The following is a 15,665-nucleotide window of genomic DNA, read 5'->3' on the forward strand; positions in this document are numbered from 1 at the left end:
GGCTGCTCACCGGACTAGCGTTCTCGCAGGTCAGCGAGCCGGAGCAAGACGCTCCAGCTCGGCCCGCACCGCGAGGTGGGCCGCCGGTCCCGCGGCGAGGACCATCTCGCCCGACGGCGGGCTGCCGGCCAGCAGCCCCGAGACCTCGCCGCCGGCCTCGGTGACGAGGAGCACACCGGCCGCGTAGTCCCACGGCTGCACACCCTGCTCGTAGTAGGCATCGACCCGCCCCGCCGCCACGTGGCACAGGTCCAGCGCTGCGGCTCCCAGGCGACGCACGTCGCGCACGCGCGGCAGCAGGTCGGCGACCACGGCCGCCTGGCCCCGCCGCACCCCGCGGTCGTAGGCGAAGCCGGTCGCGACCAGGCACTGCCCGAGGTCGTCCACGTCCGTGACGGCCAGGGCCGCGGGCGCCGACGCCACGAGGGCGCCGTCGGCGTCCAGCAGGGACAGGCGCGCACCACCCCCGGCCCGGGCGTGGAACACCTCGCGGGTGCGTGGGGAGGCGACCGCGCCGGCCACCGGCGCCCAGGCACCGGGCGCCGTGGGGTCGCCCACGACCACCGCCACGGAGACCGCATACGCGGGGAGGTCGTAGAGGTAGTTGACCGTCCCGTCGATCGGGTCCAGCACCCAGGTCAGGCCGGAGGTCCCCGCGATCCCCCCGCCCTCCTCGCCGAGCACCGCGTCGTCGGGCCGCGCCCGGGACAGCCGGGAGCGCAGCAGGTCCTCCGAGCGCGTGTCCATCACCGTGACCACGTCCAGGTCGCTCGACTTGGTGCGGTGCACGCCGACCCGCGCCGGCCGCTCGTGCAGGACCAGCCGTCCCGCCTCCACGGCGAGCTCGACGGCCAGCCGCTCCAGCCCGGCCCGCTCCTCCTCGGCGAGCATCGGCACGAGCTCGGTCGCGCTCCTCGGCGCTCCCGGCCTCGCTCCCTCGCCGCTCGCCATCAGTCCATTCCGCACGCCGCCGGCTTCGCCACCCGCAGGTTCGGGCAGCAGCCGGGCGCGCAGACGGAGGGGCGGGGCGCGTCCCCCGGCCAGGCCGGACGCCTGGGCTCCTCGCCGCGCGCCTCCGCGGCCCGCTCGATCACGAGGTCGACCAGGCCGGCGACGAACTCGGGGTCGGTCCCCACGGTCGGCACGCGCACCAGCTCCAGGCCGAGCTCGGTGGCGGTCTCCACCGCCTCGGTGTCCAGGTCGAAGACCACCTCCATGTGGTCGGAGACGAAGCCGATCGGCGCCAGGACGACCTGCCTCACGCCGCGCCCGGCCAGCTCGCGCAGGTGGTCGTTGACGTCCGGCTCCAGCCAGGGGGTCGCCGGGGAGCCCGAGCGCGAGCAGTAGACCAGGTCGTGCTCGAGCTCCACCCCCAACGTCGCGCCCGCCTCGGCGGCGATCGCCGCCGCCAGCTCCTCGTGCTGGCGGGAGTAGAGGTTGCCCTCGCCGTCGCCCGGCCCTGACGTGTCGTCCATCGCCCGGGGCACCGAGTGGGTGACCAGGACGAGGTAGGGCGTGGCGCCGTCCTCTGCCCCGCGACCCAGGAGCCCGCGCACCGCCTCGGTGACGAGGCGGGAGTTCGTCCGGGCGAAGCCCGGGTGGTTCCAGTAGGGCCGCACCTTGTCCACGGCCACCTGCAGGCCGTCCTCGGCCAGGGCGGCGATGGCGCCCGCGATGTCCTCGCGGTACTGGCGGCAGGAGGAGTAGCTGGAGTAGGCGCTCGTCGTGACCGCCAGGATCCGGGTCATCCCCTCGTCGTGCGCATGGCGCAGCGTGTCGGCGAGGTAGGGCTCGGAGTTGCGGTTGCCCAGCAGGACCGGCAGTGCCAGCCCGCGCCGGGCGAGCTCCTCGCCCAGCGCGGCGACGAGCGCCCGGTTCTGCTCGTTGATCGGGCTGCGGCCGCCGAAGTGCAGGTAGTGCTGGGCGACCTCCTCCAGGCGCTCGTCCGGGACGCCGCGACCGGCGGTGACCCGCCGCAGGAAGGGCATGACCTCCTCGGGCGCCTCCGGTCCGCCGAAGGAGGTGAGGACCACCGCCTGGTAGGGGAACAGGCGGTGGTCGTCCTCGAGCTCGATGCCCACCTCGAGCTCGGGGACGACGTCCTCGGCCGCCGCGCCCACCGGGTCCACCGGTGTCCCGGGCAGGTCCGCGGGGCGGCCGGAGGGCTGGACGGGGTCGGCCGGGCTGGCGGGGGTCTGGCTCACGGTCGGGCTCCTTGCTGGGGTGCGGTGGGGATGTTGAGGTCGAGGTGGATGGCGGCCACGCGGATGACGAAGACGAGCACGACGGTGCTCCAGATCACGGCAGTGGTGAGCATGCCCAGCTGGTCGGCGACGACGACGAGAGCGGCGCCGAGGACGGCGGGCACGGCATACACCTCGCGGCGCAGGACCTCGGGGACCTGGCCGACGAGCACGTCGCGGATGGCGCCGCCGCCGACGGCGGTGATGCCCCCGACGAAGACGCAGGCCAGCGGTGGGGCGCCGAGCGCGACGGCCTTGAGCGCCCCCGCCACGGCGAAGACCGCCAGGCCGACCGCGTCGAGGTGGCGCACGGCGGAGCCGATCCCGCCCAGCCGCAGGTCGGGGTTGCGGCGCGTCAGGTCCAGGATCCACGGACGGACGCCCACGACGACGAGGCCCGCCACCAGCACCGTGATGATCGAGCGCGGGTCGCTGATCCCGACGGGTGGCACGTCGCCGAGGAAGACGTCCCGGACGACACCGCCGCCCAGACCGGTCAGCCATGCCAGCACCGCGACCCCGAAGAGGTCCAGGCGCGCGCGCACGCCCACGAGACCGCCGGATACTGCGAAGGCGAAGATCCCGATGACGTCGAGGGCGACCCGCAGGTCGTCAGGTCCGGTCAGCATGGCGGGACCAGCGTAACCACTCCGTCCGCACGCCCGGGCGGCGTGCCTTGCGCGCCGGGGACGCCCGCGGATGGCACAGTGGTGAACCATGCAGCAGCTGGACTTCGCCGAGCTGGACGAGGACGGGCGCCTGGTCGTCGTGGCCGACGACGGGACGCGCTACGCCGTGCCCGTCGACGACCACCTGCGCGCCGCGCTCCGGCCCAGACGCGCCGCCCCCGTCGACGGGCAGCAGCCGACCGCCAGCCCCAAGGAGGTGCAGGCGATGATCCGGGCCGGGCAGACGGCCGAGGAGGTGGCGGCGGCCACCGGCTGGGACGCCGACCGGGTGCGCCGCTTCGAGGGCCCGGTGCTGGCCGAGCGCGAGCACGTCGTGGGCCTGGCCAGGGCGGCGCACGTGCGCGCCCAGGGCCGCACCGACGGCACGCACACCCTGGACCGCCGGGTCCTGGAGCGGCTTGAGTCCCGCGGGGTGCCCACCGACACGATCTCCTGGGACGCGGCGCGCACCGACAGCCACGGACCGTGGACGGTCCTGGTGATCTTCTCGGCCGGGGGCCGGGAGCGCAGGGCGGCCTGGCACTACGGCGTGCAGGACCGCTCCGTCGAGGCGCTGGACGACGAGGCCCGCTGGCTCAGCGAGGACGAGCAGGCCCTGCCCGGCGGGCTGGACGGGCACCCGCTCCTCGGCAGCAGCCACAGCGAGGACGAGACGGCCGACCTGATGGCCACGATGCGCGAGCGCCGGCAGGCCAGGGGCCGACGCACGCGGCGGCCCGAGGGTCGCCCGACCACGGAGGGGCGACCCGGCGAGGGGGCGGGCCACACCGACGAGGTGCTGCCGCTGGAGAACCTGCCCTCCCCCACCGATCACGGCGCCGAGGGCGCCGGGCACCACGACGGGTCGCTCCCGCCCGCCGCGCACCCCCGCGGCTCGGCGCCGGAGTCGCCCTCGCCGGTCCGTCCCCCGGAGCCGGACGGGCCGGAGGGTGAAGCCGGCGGCGCGGGGCAGGAGGCACAGGCCGGGAGCGAGGACGACGAGCCCCGGTCGCGGCCGGCCCGCAGCCGCTCCCAGCGCGAGGCGAGGGCCAGACGCGAACGGCGTCGCCTCCGCATCCCCAGGCTGCCGCCGGCGGTGGGAGAACCCGCACCGCAGGACGAGGACGGTTCTGCCGACGAGGTCGCCTTCGCCCGCACCCATGACCCGCAGGAGGTCAGTTTCGAGGAGTTCTTCGGCCCCGAGGACGACCCGCTCGCGGATGCCGACCCGGGCCAGGACGAGCCGGTGGACGCCACGGAGCAGATCGCGGCGGGCGCCGTCGGTGGGGCCGACGTGCCCGACCACGAGGCCGACGTGCCCGACCACGAGGTCGACGTGCCCGACCACGAGGTCGGCGTGCCCGACGCCGAGCGCGACGAGACCGACGCCGACGAGACCTCCGACGGCTCCGCGGCGCAGGACGACGTGGTCGACGAGGAGGACCGGGGCGACGACAAGGCCGGGACGGACGCTGCCGACCAGGACACCGCTGCCGACCAGGACACCTCGGACGCCCAGGTGCCGGAGCCGCCCCGCCGCAAGGGACGCACCAGCGTGCCGAGCTGGGACGACGTCATGTTCGGCGGCAGCGACCGTCGCCGTCGCTGACGCGGCCGGTCACCGCCCGGGAGCCTCGCGGGTCAGTCGCCCGGGACACCCTCCTCCGGACTGTCCACCGTCGCGGGCCGTGGGCGCGGTGACGGGACCGGGCACAGGTCGAGGTCGAAGGGGAGGACCTCGGGCGAGAGCGACTGCGCCCGGGCCGCGGAGGCGTTCATCCGGCGCATGTAATGACGTCGGCAGAGCATCTCGTACTCCACCGTGGGCGGCACGTCGTCCGGTCCGGCCACGTCGCCGACCACCACCTGCTCGCCCTCGACCACCATCACCCCGTCGACGACGCGAGCGTTGACCGTGGCCGTGCGCCCGCACCAGCACAGCGCCTGGACCTGCAGCTGCTGGGTGCGGTCGGCCAGCTCGATGAGCCGGCGCGACCCGGGGAAGAGCTCGGTGCGGAAGTCGGCGGTGATGCCGAAGGCGAACACGTCCACGCCCATCTCGTCGACGAGCCGGGCCAGCTGCTCCACCTGCACCGGCGTGTAGAACTGCGCCTCGTCACAGATCAGGTAGTCCACGCGTCGACCGTTGGTGACCTGCTCGACGACGAGCTCCCACAGGTCCAGGTCGTCCTTCACCTCCAGCGCCGGCTTGGTCAGGCCCAGCCGCGAGGAGAGCACCGCCTCCCCGGAGCGGTCGTGCTTGGTGAACAGCAGCCCCTGACGCCCCCGGGCGGCGTGCGTGTGGTCCATCTGCAGCGCGAGGGTCGACTTCCCGCAGTCCATGGTCCCGGTGAAGAAGACGAGCTCAGCCACCCGCGCAGTCTACGAAAGGGTATGGCGTGCGCGGCCACCCGCCGCGCGCAGCGGGGCCGTGGGCCGGCTCGACGCCGGGGCGGCTCATCCCTGGTGAACGAGCAGCGGGATCGCGGTCTCGGCGTCGGTGATGCTGCCGTGGTGGCCGCGCAGCCGCAGGATGCTGGGTCGCAGCAGCCGTGAGTCGAGCATCGTGGACTCGCCGAGCATCGCGACGACGACCTCGCCGATCCGGCGCTCGTAGCCCTCCCGCACCGGTCCGAACCAGCCGGCGTCGATGACCTCCTCCCGCGTGAGGACCACGGCCTCCTCACCGAGCTCCTCGCGCCAGGTCGCCACGACGTCGTCCACGGCGCCCGGCTCGCACCAGGCCTGGGGGGCGCGAGGCTCCCCGGCGAGCAGGCGGACACCGGCCCCCAGGGTCTGCTCGTAGGCCACGTCGCGGCGTCGCTCCAGCGGTGCCCCGATCATGCCGTGGTCGGCGGTCACCACGATCGTCGTCCCCTCCGGAGCCTGCTCGGCGAGCCCGGCGACGAAGGAGTCGACGCCCTCGACCGCCTCCCCCCACTCCAGGCTGCCGGGACCGTGGACGTGGCCGGCCTTGTCCACCTCGTCCCAGTAGGCGTAGACGAGCGCCCGTCCCCTGCGACCGGCCCGGCTCAGCGCGTGCAGCACGCCGGCGGTGCGCTCCTGCGGCTCCTCGGCGGGGATGAAGGCGCCGCCCCGCTGCGCCGCACGGGTGAAGCCGGACGACTCGAACATGCCCCGGGAGACGGTCGTGGCGTTCACGTCCCGCCTCCCCGCCTCCTGCAGCATCGTGCGCAGCGGCTGGTGGGTGAGGGGGTCCGGCCCGTCGCGCCAGCCGAGGTGGTTGAACAGCCGCTCACCGTCGCGCAGGCCGGTCTGCCAGCCGATGATCCCGTGGTCGCCGGCGCGGCGACCGGTGCCCAGGCTGGTCAGGCTGGTGGCGGTGGTGGAGGGGAACCCGCAGCGGAAGTCGGTGACCGGAGAGTCCAGGGTGTGCAGGAACGGGGCGTGCCCGCTGACCCGCTCGAGCTGCCGGGCCCCCAGCCCGTCGACGAGGACGACCACCACCCGGCGGGTGGGTTCCAGGCTCCACGCCGGGACGGGGATGTCGTGCGGCGTGCCGACGCCCAGGGCGGTCAGGACGGCGGGCAGGACCGAGGGCAACCCCTCCCCCGGCCCCGGCGGGGCGTACCGGGCCACCGCCGCGGCGACCGGCTCCGGGGCCCCCTCCTGCGCGCTCATGTCAGCGCCCGAGGCGCGAGGACAGCTCCTGGGCGAAGGCGAGCGCTCGCTCGAGCTGGTCCACGCCGTCGGCGTCCGCCGCCACCCGCAGCGAGATGTCGTCGCTGGCCACGGTGCCCTCGTAGCCGTGGTCGCCCTCGCACTGCGGGTCCTCGCACATGGCCGGCAGCAGGTCGACCCGCGAGACCGCGCCCCATCCCAGGGTCAGGGTGACCGCGCGGCCGGCGAGGCTGCCGTCGAAGTTCTCCGGGTCGGGGACCACGTGGGTGAGCATCACCCCGCGCACGGCGCGCAGGGGCACCGTCTCGCTGGTCGCGGTCGCCATCCGCTGCCGCTCCGGGCCCTCGTGGTCGTCGGCGTGCGCGATGACGAGCCGGCGGTCGGTGAGGACGAGGACGGTCAGGTGGTTGCGCACCGCCTGCTCGTCGAAGGTCGTCTCGGCATGGACGAGGTGGCCGACCACCTGGTCGCGCCCGACCGCGGTGAGGACCACGTCGTGGACGACCGCCGGCAGGTAGCCGGCGCTCTCGATGTCGGCCACGAGGGAGTCGGGCAGGGGTGACCTCAGACGACGGACCATGCGCCCCATGGTGCCACCTGGCCCGCTCATGACGACATCGCCCGTCGTTCGGCGTCGGTGCGGGTGGGCGCCGGCGCCACGTGCAGGCTGGCGCCGAGCACGTCGACGCCGTCCTGGTGGGCCATGACCGGGTTGAGGCGCAGGTGGGCCAGCTCGGGGTGGTCGTCGGCCAGCACCGAGACGCGCGCGATGAGGTCGTAGAGGGCCGCGTGGTCCACCGGCATCACCCCCCGGTAGCCGTCGAGCATCGGCGCGGCCCTGATCGAGGTGACCATGTCGACGATGTCGACGTCGGTCAGCGGCGGGAAGCGGCTGGTCATGTCGCCGAGCAGGTCGATCGGCAGACCGGCCACGCCGAAGCCGACGACCGGCCCGAAGAGCGCGTCCTCGCTGCTGTGCACCTCCACCGCCACCCCACCGGGAGCCGCCATCCGCTGCACCGCGATCCCGTCGGCACCGAGCGGCTCCAGCATCCGGGCGAGGTCGCGGTAGGCCGCACCGACCGCCTTGGGGTGGCGCAGCCCGGTGCGGATCCAGCCCTGGCCGGGCTGGTGGGAGAGCAGCGGCGAGGTCGCCTTGAGCACGACGGTGCCGCGCAGCTGGCGGTAGACCTCGACCGCCTCCTCGTCGGAGGAGACCGTCACCGAGGGCCAGACCTCGATCCCGTAGGCCGCGAGCACCGCGGTGGTCTCCTCCTGGGACAGGTCCGCCCCGCGCGGGGACCGGGCGAGGACGGCCGCGACGACGTCGTTGACGGCGCCCCGGTTGATCCCGTCCGGGCGCACCCGGGTGCCGCGGTCGCTGCGCAACCACTCGGCATACCTCGTGGCCGCGGCGAGCGCCCGCACCCCGTCCTCGGGCGTGGTGTAGGTCGGCAGCCGGCTGCCCGGGGTGACGCCGCGCATCCCCAGGAAGGTGGCCACGCAGGGCTTCTCCGAGCCGGCGACCGCCTCGCCGACCGCCTGCACCACCTCGGGGTCGATGAAGGCCACCGGCGGGATGAAGCAGGCGATGAGGGAGTCCACATGGTCGTCGGCGAGAGCCTCCTCCACCACCCGCCGGAACTCCGCGACCCCCGCCTCCGCGGCGACGGCGACGGGGCCGTGGGTGACGTCAAGGCCCCAGGACTGGGCGGCGTCCGCGGCGAGCGAGCCGAGCGCGTCGCTGTTGGTCACCACGCCCACCCGGTGGCCGGCCGGCAGCGGTTGGTTGATGACCAGCTGGGCGACGTCGAAGAGCTGGTGGGTGTTCTCCGCGCGGATCACGCCGGCCTGCTTGAGCATCTGGGTGAAGGCCTCCGGCCGCTCCTGGGTGGTACGCACCCGGTGCCCGCGAGGGGTGCCGAAGCGTCCGCCCACGCCGGACTTGACCACGATCACCGGCTTGACCGAGGAGAGCTTGCGGGCGATGCGGGAGAACTTGCGCGGGTTGCCCATCGACTCCAGGTGCAGCCCGACCGCGGTCGTGGCGTCGTCGTCGAGCCAGTACTGCATGAGGTCGTTACCCGAGACGTCCACCCGGTTGCCGGCGGAGGCGAAGGTGGAGATGCCCAGACCACGGCGCTGGGCGGAGGCCAGCACCGCGATGCCGAGGGCGCCGGACTGCGCGAACAGGCCCAGGCTGCCGTGCGGCGGCAGGTGGGCCGGTTCGGCCAGCGAGGCGTCGAGGCGGACCTGCGGGTCGTTGTTGATGATACCGAAGCTGTTCGGGCCCAGGACCCGCATGCCGTAGCCGCGGGCCAGCATCAGCAGCTGTCGCTGCCGGTGCTCCCCCTCCGGGCCGGCCTCGGCGAACCCTTCCGAGGGCACGACCAGCGCCCGCACCCCGGCGTCGGCGCACTCGTCGACGGTGGCCAGCACGTCGGCGGCGGGGACCGCGACGACGGCCAGCTCGACGCCGCCCTCGATGTCGCGCACCGAGCGGTAGGACGGCAGTCCCCCGATGTCGGTGCCGGGCTCGGCGCGGTTGTTGACGGCATACAGGTCCCCGGCGAACCCACGCTCCGCGATGTGGTCGAGGAAGGCCCGCCCGACGGTGGCCTCGCGCCGGCTGGCGCCGATGACGGCGACCGAGGCGGGGTGCAGGAGGCGGCGCACCGAGCGGGACTCCGAGCGGTGCTCCCGGGACATCCGCACCGCGCGCGACTCGTCGGTGGGCTCGATGTCGAAGGTGACGGCGATGACGCCGTCGTCGAACTCGTGCGAGGCGTCGTAGCCGGCGTCGCGGAAGACGCCGATCATCTTGCGGTTCTGGGGCAGCACGTCGGCGACGAAGCGGCGGACCCCGGCCTCGCGGGCGATGTCGGCCAGGTGCTCGAGCAGGACCGAGCCGATGCCCCGGCCCTGGTGGTCGTCGGAGACGTTGAAGGCGACCTCGGCCTCCGGGCCGCCGGGCTTGAGCCGGTCGTAGCGCCCGATGCCGGCGATCTTGCCCCGGATCATCACCACCAGCGCGACGCGGTCGGAGTAGTCGACGTGGGTGAAGCGGTGGACGTCCTTGTCGGAGAGCCGCTTGATCGGCGCGAAGAAGCGCAGGTAGATGGACTCCTCGGACTGGGCCGCGTGGAACTCGTGGAGCGCCTCGACGTCGTCGGGACGGATCGGCCTGACGTGGGCCACCATGCCGTCGGCCAGCACCACGTCCGCCTCCCACTCCTGCGGGTAGCCGGGGGGCAGTCCATCCTGCTCGTCCATGCGCACCATGATGCACCAGTGCACCGGGAGCCGACGACGGACGTGGGCAGCGCGGAGCACGTGGGACCATCGGTGCCCATGGAGCTGCGCGAGGTGATCAGGAAGCGTCGGATGGTGCGGGCCTACGACGCGGACCGCGAGGTCCCGCAGGAGGTGCTGGACCGGGTGCTGCAGCACGCCGTCCGTGCGCCCAGCGCCGGCTTCTCCCAGGGCTGGGACTTCCTCGTCCTGGAGTCGGCGCAGGCCCGGGACCGCTTCTGGGCGGCCACGACCGACCCGGGCGCGGAGCCGGACAGGTGGTTGCGCGGCGTGTCGACCGCGCCGGTGCTCGTGCTGTGCTGCTCGGACCCGCACACCTATCTGGCGCGCTACGCCGAGGGGGACAAGGGCTGGACCGACCGCGACCCCGCGCGTTGGCCGGTCCCCTACTGGGACGTCGACAACGGGATGGCGGCGATGCTCATCCTGCTCACCGCCGTCGACGAGGGGCTGGGCGCGCTCTACTTCGGCGTGCCGCCGGAGCAGCAGGACGCGGTCAAGGACGCCTTCGCGATCCCGCAGGACCGGCGCGTCGTCGGTGTGGTCGCCCTCGGCTATCCGGCCCCGGGCCCCTCGACGGAGGCGAAGGGCTCGGCCCGGACCCGCCGGCGGCGCCCTGTGCGCGAGGTCGCGCACCGGGACCGGTTCGGCGTGCCGTGGCGGTCAGGCGACTGACGCCCGCCCCTCCCCCGCGAGCAAGGCGAGGACGTGTCTCACGAGAGCGCCGCGGATCGTGGGTGATCCGGTGAAACCGACCCGTTCGGCGTCCTCAGCGGTCTCGACCTTGCGCAGCTCGACCTCGACGTCGTCACGCCCCAGCCGGGACAAGGCTTCCGAGAGCCGCTCGTCGGCGAGGGTCCAGTGCGGACAGCCGTCGAAGTAGAACAGTTCGACCCGCACCACAGCCCCCATCTCCTGACCCGTGCACCGCGTCGGCCGGCGGCTCTTCATGATGCGCGCGGCGCGGCACGAGCACGCGGTCACCCTCGATGCCGGGAGCGGGTGGCCGAGGACCTCGCGCCCCGGCTATCGGGCGGTGGTGGCCGTGACGCCCTCGCGGACCTGCGCGGCGAGGAAGGCGTCCACCTCGGCACGGGTGGGGGCGGTCGCCGGTCCCTTGCGGGTGACCTTGATCGCCCCGGCCGCGTTGGCCCGGGCGGCCGCCTGCACCCAGGACGCACCGAGGGCGCGCTCGGCGCACAGCACGCCGGTGTGCGCGTCGCCGGCACCGTTGGTGTCGACCGGCACCTGCGGGTGCCCCGGGACGTACGTGGTCTCCCCGTCCACCCGCACGAAGCAGCCCTCCGCCCCGTCGCGCACGACCACGACCGCCCCGGCACCCAGCCGGTCGGCCACGGCGGCGCACGAGGAGGCCACGTCGCCGACGCCGGTGAGCTCGCGCGCCTCCTGGGCGTTGGAGGTCCACACGTCGGTGAGGGCCAGCACCTGCTCCCCCACCGCGACCGGCAGGTCGGCCAGCGCGGCGCCGGGGTCGAGGACGACCTCCACCCCGGCCGGCAGCTCCGGCAACCACTCCAGCAGCGGGTCGCGGGTCGGGGGGTAGAGGCTGTAGCCGGTGACGCACACCAGGTCCCCGGCCCGGGGCCCGCTGCTGGCCAGCGAGCCGACGCTGATCGCCCGCTCGGCGCCGTAGGTGGTCAGGAAGGTCCGCTCGGCGGTGGGCTCGACCATGACCACGCAGATGCCGGTGTCCGTGCCGGGCACCGGGTCTGCAGTGACCCGCACGCCCTCCTCCGCCAGCACCCGCCGGACCAGGTCGGCGTTGGGGCCGGTGCCGTGGGCACCGGCGAGGACCGACTGCGCGCCCGCGCGCGCGGCCGCGACGAGGATGCTGACGGCGCCGCCCGCGTAGCGCGCGAAGCTGGTGGCGTTGACGTTGCCGCCGCGGCACGGCAGGTCGGGCACCTCGAGCACGACGTCGACCAGTGCCTGACCGGTGTGGATCACCCTTGAGCTCACACGGCATACCCTGCCATGCCCGCACCGCTGGCGTAGGGTCGGTCCCGACGTCGGCGCCCGGTCCGCGGCGCCGCCCCGACCCACGAGGAGCGCGATGAGCGAGCCGACCCCTGCCGCGACGGTGCTCTCCGGGCTGGACCGGGCCCGACCCTGGCTGGAGGACCTCTACCGCGACCTGCACGCCCACCCGGAGCTGTCGACGGCCGAGCACCGCACCGCCGACCGCGTGGTCCGCGAGGTGCGGGGTATGGCGGGCGGCACGGAGCTCGAGGTCGTCACCGGGATCGGGGGCACCGGGGTGGCGGTCGTGGTCCCCAACGGCGAGGGGCCGACCGTGCTGCTGCGCGCCGACATGGACGGGCTGCCGGTCCAGGAGGACACCGGTCTGGACTACGCCTCCACCGTCTTCGCGCAGAACCGCCAGGGCGAGACGGTGCCGGTCATGCACGCCTGCGGGCACGACACGCACGTGGCCACCCTGCTCGCCTCGCTCCGGCTCCTGCTGGAGCAGAAGCAGGCCTGGTCCGGCACGGTGCTGGCCGTCTTCCAGCCGGCCGAGGAGCAGTACAACGGGGCCGAGGCCATGGTCGAGGACGGGCTGGTCGAGCGGCTCCCGCGCCCGGACGTCGGCCTGTCCCAGCACGTGCTGCCCGGCCCGTCGGGCTCGGTGCAGGTGGCGGCCGGGCCGATCATGGCCAGCTGCGACGACTTCCGCATCACCCTGCACGGGCGGGGCGGGCACGCGTCCGCGCCGCACCAGACGATCGACCCCGTCGTCATGGCCGCCTCGCTGGTGATGCGCCTGCAGACGATCGTGGCCAGGCGCGTGGACCCGACCCAGACCGCCGTCGTCACGGTCGGCCGGATCAGCGCGGGCACCAAGACCAACATCATCCCCGCCCTCGCCGAGATCGAGGGCACGGTGCGCACCTACGACACGGGGGTGGCCGCCACGTGTCTGGCGGCGATCGAGCAGACGGCCCGTGCCGAGGCCGCGGCGTGGGGTGCGCCGGAGCCGGAGATGGAGACCTTCGACCACCTGCCGGTGACCGACAACGACCCCGAGGTGACCGCCCGGGCACGGGAGGCGCTGGCCGCCGAGCTCGGGGAGGAGCAGGTCCTCGTCTTCGAGCCGGAGGGCGGGTCGGAGGACTTCTCCGTGCTGCCCGACGCCTGGGGCGTGCCCTACACCTACTGGGGCTTCGGTGCCTTCGACGGGCAGGAGTGGGCCCGGGCGGAGGCCGAGGGCAGCACCGCAGACCTCCCGTCCAACCACTCGCCGCGCTTCGCGCCGGTGATCCAGCCGACGCTGGACACCGGGGTGCGCGCGATGGTCGCGGCGGCCCTGGCCTGGCTGGCACCCTGAGGGCGGCGCCCCGGCCCTGCCGCTACTGGGCGGTCCAGCCGCCGTCCATCGTGTAGGACGCCCCGGTCACCATCGCCGCGTCGTCGGACATGAGGAAGGCCGCCAGGGCGGCGACCTCGGCCGGCTCGATGAGTCGCTTGACCGCCGCGCGGGTGAGCATGATCCTCTCCACCACCTCGTCCTCGGGTATGCCGTGCGTGCGCGCCTGGTCGGCGACCTGCTTCTCCACCAGCGGGGTGCGCACGTAGCCCGGGTTGATGCAGTTCGACGTCACCCCGTGCGGGGCCCCCTCCAGGGCGGTCACCTTGGACAGACCCTCCATCCCGTGCTTGGCCGCCACGTAGGCCACCTTGAACTCCGAGGCGCGCAACCCGTGCGCCGAGGAGATGTTCACCACCCGGCCCCAGCCCCGCTCGTACATGTGCGGCAGCGCCGCCCGGACCAGCAGGAACGGCGACTCCAGCATCAGCCGCTGGATGAGGCGGAAGTCCTGCGGGTCGAACTCGTGGATCGGCGCCACCCGCTGCACGCCGGCGTTGTTGACCAGCACGTCGCACTCCAGGCGCAGGTCCTCCAGCCCCGCCGTGTCCGCCAGGTCCACCACCCACGCCTCCCCGCCGACCTCCCCGGCGACGCGCTCGGCCGCCGCCGCGTCCCGGTCGGCCACGACCACCCGGTGCCCGTCCCGGGCGCTGCGGCGCGCGACCGCCTCCCCGATCCCGCTCCCGCCGCCCGTCACCAGCACCGTGCGTGTCGTCATGGTCACTCCTCCTGCGATGGTGGCGCGGCCCGCGTCGGGGCGCCCGTAGGCCTCCATCGTGGAGGTGAGGGTGGATTCATGTCCATGTCTGAGGATCCCACCTATCAGACGCAGATTGTGTGGCGGTCAGACATAGCAGCGGGTCTGTGCGCCGCCTAGCGTGACTGCTCATGAGCCAAGCAGAGGACGGGACCGCCGTGCGTCCGGGGACCGTCGCCCTGTCCGCCCGCGGGCTGACCAAGGACTTCCGCGGGTTCCGCGCGGTCAAGGGCGTCGACCTGGACGTCGTCGACGGCCAGGTGCATGCGCTGGTCGGCCCGAACGGGGCCGGCAAGACCACGCTGTTCAACCTGCTGACCGGTTTCATCAGGCCGACCTCCGGGACGATCACCGTGCACGGCAAGGACCTGACCGGCAAGGAGCCGGAGGAGATCGCCCGCGAGGGCGTGGCCCGCTCCTTCCAGATCACCAGCCTCTTCGACAACCTCACCCCCCGCGAGCACCTGGAGCTCGCGCTGCAGGGACGCGACGGCGGCGGCCTGCGCTTCTGGCGCTCGGCCAACCTGCTGCGCGGCTACCGCGGCCGGGCCGACGAGCTGATCGAGCAGGTCGGCCTGGCCGACCTTGCCGCGCGGCCGGCCGGCGAGCTGGCCTACGGGCAGAAGCGGGCGCTGGAGATGGCCCTCGTGCTGGCCCTCGACCCGACCGTGATGCTGCTGGACGAGCCGACCGCCGGCATGGGCCGGGAGGACGTCGAACGCACGATCGCCCTGGTGCGGCGGATCGCGCAGGGCCGCACGGTCGTCTTCGTCGACCACAACATGCACGTGGTCGGCAGCCTCGCCGACCACGTCACCGTGATGATGTCCGGCGAGGTCCTGGCCAGCGGCACCTACGAGCAGGTCCGCGCCGACCGACGGGTCATCACCGCCTACCTCGGGGAGGAGAGCCATGCTTGAGATCGCGGGGCTGGACGCCTTCTACGGCGACGCCCAGGCGCTGCACGGGGTCGACCTGCGGGTCGGCGAGGGCGAGGTCGTCACGCTCGTCGGTCGCAACGGCGCCGGCAAGACGACCCTGCTGCGCGCCGTGATGGGGCTGCACCACGACGTGCGCGGCACGATCACCTTCGACGGCGAGGACATCACCGCGATGCCGCCGCAGCACCGCGCCCGCCGCGGCCTGGGCTGGGTCCAGGACGACCGTGGCATCTACGCCTCCCTCAGCGTCGAGGAGAACCTCACCCTGCCCCCGGTCACCGACCCGGCCAAGGCCTGGTCGACCGAGCAGGTCTACCAGGCCTTCCCGGTGCTGGCCGACCGCCGCCGCGCGGCCGGCACCACCCTGTCGGGCGGCGAGCAGCAGATGCTCGCGATGGCCAGGGTGCTGCGCACCGGCGCCCGGCTGCTGCTCCTCGACGAGCCCAGCGAGGGCCTGGCCCCGGTGATCGTCCAGCTCATCCGCGACATCCTGCTGAAGATCAAGGCGCAGGGCACCACCGTGCTGCTCGTGGAGCAGAACGTCAAGTTCGCCGCGAGCGTCGCCGACCGGCACTACGTGCTGGCGCAGGGCGCGGTGGCCACCGACCTGGACAACGCCGAGTTCACCGCCCGGCAGGACGAGCTGCTCGAGTACCTCGGCATGTGAGCCGCGGCGGCACCCCATACCCCGATCCCTCTTCCACGCCCCACCGG

At 74.1% G+C, this 15,665-nt stretch carries 15 protein-coding genes; 5 read left to right on the forward strand and 10 right to left on the reverse strand.

The window, feature by feature from the left end:
- Positions 1 to 30: 30 nt before the first annotated feature.
- The 3 genes from DV701_RS03865 to DV701_RS03875 are packed head-to-tail and all read right to left on the reverse strand — an operon-like array spanning position 31 to position 2,872.
- Entirely contained in the window at positions 31 to 891 is an 861-nt protein-coding gene (locus DV701_RS03865) for an inositol monophosphatase family protein (protein ID WP_114930720.1), read from the reverse strand.
- 59 nt (positions 892 to 950) lie between these two features.
- On the reverse strand, positions 951 to 2,204 hold the full coding sequence (locus DV701_RS03870) for a ferrochelatase (protein ID WP_324616616.1): 1,254 nt from the start codon (positions 2,202 to 2,204) through the stop codon (positions 951 to 953).
- Positions 2,201 to 2,872, reverse strand: a complete 672-nt coding sequence (locus tag DV701_RS03875) for a trimeric intracellular cation channel family protein (protein WP_114927146.1) — start codon at positions 2,870 to 2,872, stop codon at positions 2,201 to 2,203. The genes DV701_RS03870 and DV701_RS03875 overlap by 4 nt, the downstream gene beginning before the upstream one ends.
- Before the next feature lie 88 nt (positions 2,873 to 2,960).
- Here DV701_RS03875 and sepH point away from each other — a divergent pair, with 88 nt between their 5' ends.
- On the forward strand, positions 2,961 to 4,520 hold the full coding sequence (gene sepH, locus DV701_RS03880; protein ID WP_114927147.1) for a septation protein SepH: 1,560 nt from the start codon (positions 2,961 to 2,963) through the stop codon (positions 4,518 to 4,520).
- 32 nt (positions 4,521 to 4,552) lie between these two features.
- On the opposite strand, the gene DV701_RS03885 is transcribed toward sepH, so the two are convergent.
- The 4 genes from DV701_RS03885 to DV701_RS03900 form a co-directional block, all read right to left on the reverse strand.
- A complete protein-coding gene (locus tag DV701_RS03885; protein ID WP_114927148.1) occupies positions 4,553 to 5,284 on the reverse strand; it encodes a thymidine kinase in 732 nt (243 codons plus the stop codon).
- An 84-nt stretch (positions 5,285 to 5,368) separates the two neighbouring features.
- The gene (locus DV701_RS03890; RefSeq protein ID WP_114927149.1) at positions 5,369 to 6,553 is read right to left on the reverse strand and encodes an alkaline phosphatase family protein; all 1,185 of its coding nucleotides are present in this window, start codon (positions 6,551 to 6,553) and stop codon (positions 5,369 to 5,371) included.
- A gap of 1 nt (position 6,554) precedes the next feature.
- Positions 6,555 to 7,133 (reverse strand): DUF5998 family protein, encoded by a 579-nt coding sequence (locus DV701_RS03895; protein WP_114930723.1) that lies wholly within the window; start codon positions 7,131 to 7,133, stop codon positions 6,555 to 6,557.
- A gap of 26 nt (positions 7,134 to 7,159) precedes the next feature.
- Entirely contained in the window at positions 7,160 to 9,826 is a 2,667-nt protein-coding gene (locus DV701_RS03900) for a bifunctional acetate--CoA ligase family protein/GNAT family N-acetyltransferase (protein WP_114930725.1), read from the reverse strand.
- Positions 9,827 to 9,904: 78 nt separating this feature from the next.
- On the opposite strand from DV701_RS03900, the gene DV701_RS03905 reads away from it, so the two are divergent.
- Positions 9,905 to 10,540, forward strand: a complete 636-nt coding sequence (locus tag DV701_RS03905; protein WP_114930728.1) for a nitroreductase family protein — start codon at positions 9,905 to 9,907, stop codon at positions 10,538 to 10,540.
- Here DV701_RS03905 and DV701_RS03910 read toward each other — a convergent pair.
- Together DV701_RS03910 and DV701_RS03915 are read right to left on the reverse strand one after the other, a co-directional pair.
- Positions 10,529 to 10,768: a hypothetical protein gene (locus DV701_RS03910; protein ID WP_228255210.1), complete on the reverse strand. Its 240-nt coding sequence runs from the start codon at positions 10,766 to 10,768 to the stop codon at positions 10,529 to 10,531. The genes DV701_RS03905 and DV701_RS03910 overlap by 12 nt on opposite strands.
- 123 nt (positions 10,769 to 10,891) lie before the next feature.
- Complete coding sequence (locus tag DV701_RS03915; protein ID WP_228255211.1) at positions 10,892 to 11,845, reverse strand: PfkB family carbohydrate kinase; 954 nt, start codon at positions 11,843 to 11,845, stop codon at positions 10,892 to 10,894.
- 94 nt (positions 11,846 to 11,939) lie between these two features.
- Between DV701_RS03915 and DV701_RS03920 the strand changes: the two genes are divergently transcribed.
- Positions 11,940 to 13,211: an amidohydrolase gene (locus DV701_RS03920; RefSeq protein ID WP_114927151.1), complete on the forward strand. Its 1,272-nt coding sequence runs from the start codon at positions 11,940 to 11,942 to the stop codon at positions 13,209 to 13,211.
- 22 nt (positions 13,212 to 13,233) lie between these two features.
- Here the strand turns inward: DV701_RS03920 and DV701_RS03925 are convergent, their stop codons facing one another.
- Entirely contained in the window at positions 13,234 to 13,971 is a 738-nt protein-coding gene (locus tag DV701_RS03925) for a 3-hydroxybutyrate dehydrogenase (RefSeq protein WP_114930730.1), read from the reverse strand.
- A 170-nt stretch (positions 13,972 to 14,141) separates the two neighbouring features.
- Between DV701_RS03925 and DV701_RS03930 the strand changes: the two genes are divergently transcribed.
- Positions 14,142 to 14,930, forward strand: coding sequence for an ABC transporter ATP-binding protein (locus DV701_RS03930; RefSeq protein ID WP_114927152.1), 789 nt, complete (start codon positions 14,142 to 14,144; stop codon positions 14,928 to 14,930).
- A complete protein-coding gene (locus DV701_RS03935) occupies positions 14,923 to 15,618 on the forward strand; it encodes an ABC transporter ATP-binding protein (RefSeq protein WP_114927153.1) in 696 nt (231 codons plus the stop codon). The genes DV701_RS03930 and DV701_RS03935 overlap by 8 nt, the downstream gene beginning before the upstream one ends.
- Positions 15,619 to 15,665 lie beyond the last annotated feature (47 nt).

It is taken from the genome of Ornithinimicrobium avium (genome assembly GCF_003351765.1).
Lineage (GTDB): Bacteria > Actinomycetota > Actinomycetes > Actinomycetales > Dermatophilaceae > Ornithinicoccus > Ornithinicoccus avius.

What these genes read in the sequence shown, in the direction of transcription:
- sepH (WP_114927147.1), top strand. Translation starts at nt 2,961, where the DNA reads ATGCAGCAGCTGGACTTCGCCGAGCTGGACGAGGACGGGCGCCTGGTC.
- DV701_RS03900 (WP_114930725.1), bottom strand. Translation starts at nt 9,826, where the DNA reads ATGGACGAGCAGGATGGACTGCCCCCCGGCTACCCGCAGGAGTGGGAG.
- DV701_RS03875 (WP_114927146.1), bottom strand. Translation starts at nt 2,872, where the DNA reads ATGCTGACCGGACCTGACGACCTGCGGGTCGCCCTCGACGTCATCGGG.
- DV701_RS03905 (WP_114930728.1), top strand. Translation starts at nt 9,905, where the DNA reads ATGGAGCTGCGCGAGGTGATCAGGAAGCGTCGGATGGTGCGGGCCTAC.
- DV701_RS03930 (WP_114927152.1), top strand. Translation starts at nt 14,142, where the DNA reads ATGAGCCAAGCAGAGGACGGGACCGCCGTGCGTCCGGGGACCGTCGCC.
- DV701_RS03895 (WP_114930723.1), bottom strand. Translation starts at nt 7,133, where the DNA reads ATGGTCCGTCGTCTGAGGTCACCCCTGCCCGACTCCCTCGTGGCCGAC.
- DV701_RS03865 (WP_114930720.1), bottom strand. Translation starts at nt 891, where the DNA reads ATGCTCGCCGAGGAGGAGCGGGCCGGGCTGGAGCGGCTGGCCGTCGAG.
- DV701_RS03925 (WP_114930730.1), bottom strand. Translation starts at nt 13,971, where the DNA reads ATGACGACACGCACGGTGCTGGTGACGGGCGGCGGGAGCGGGATCGGG.
- DV701_RS03935 (WP_114927153.1), top strand. Translation starts at nt 14,923, where the DNA reads ATGCTTGAGATCGCGGGGCTGGACGCCTTCTACGGCGACGCCCAGGCG.
- DV701_RS03920 (WP_114927151.1), top strand. Translation starts at nt 11,940, where the DNA reads ATGAGCGAGCCGACCCCTGCCGCGACGGTGCTCTCCGGGCTGGACCGG.
- DV701_RS03890 (WP_114927149.1), bottom strand. Translation starts at nt 6,553, where the DNA reads ATGAGCGCGCAGGAGGGGGCCCCGGAGCCGGTCGCCGCGGCGGTGGCC.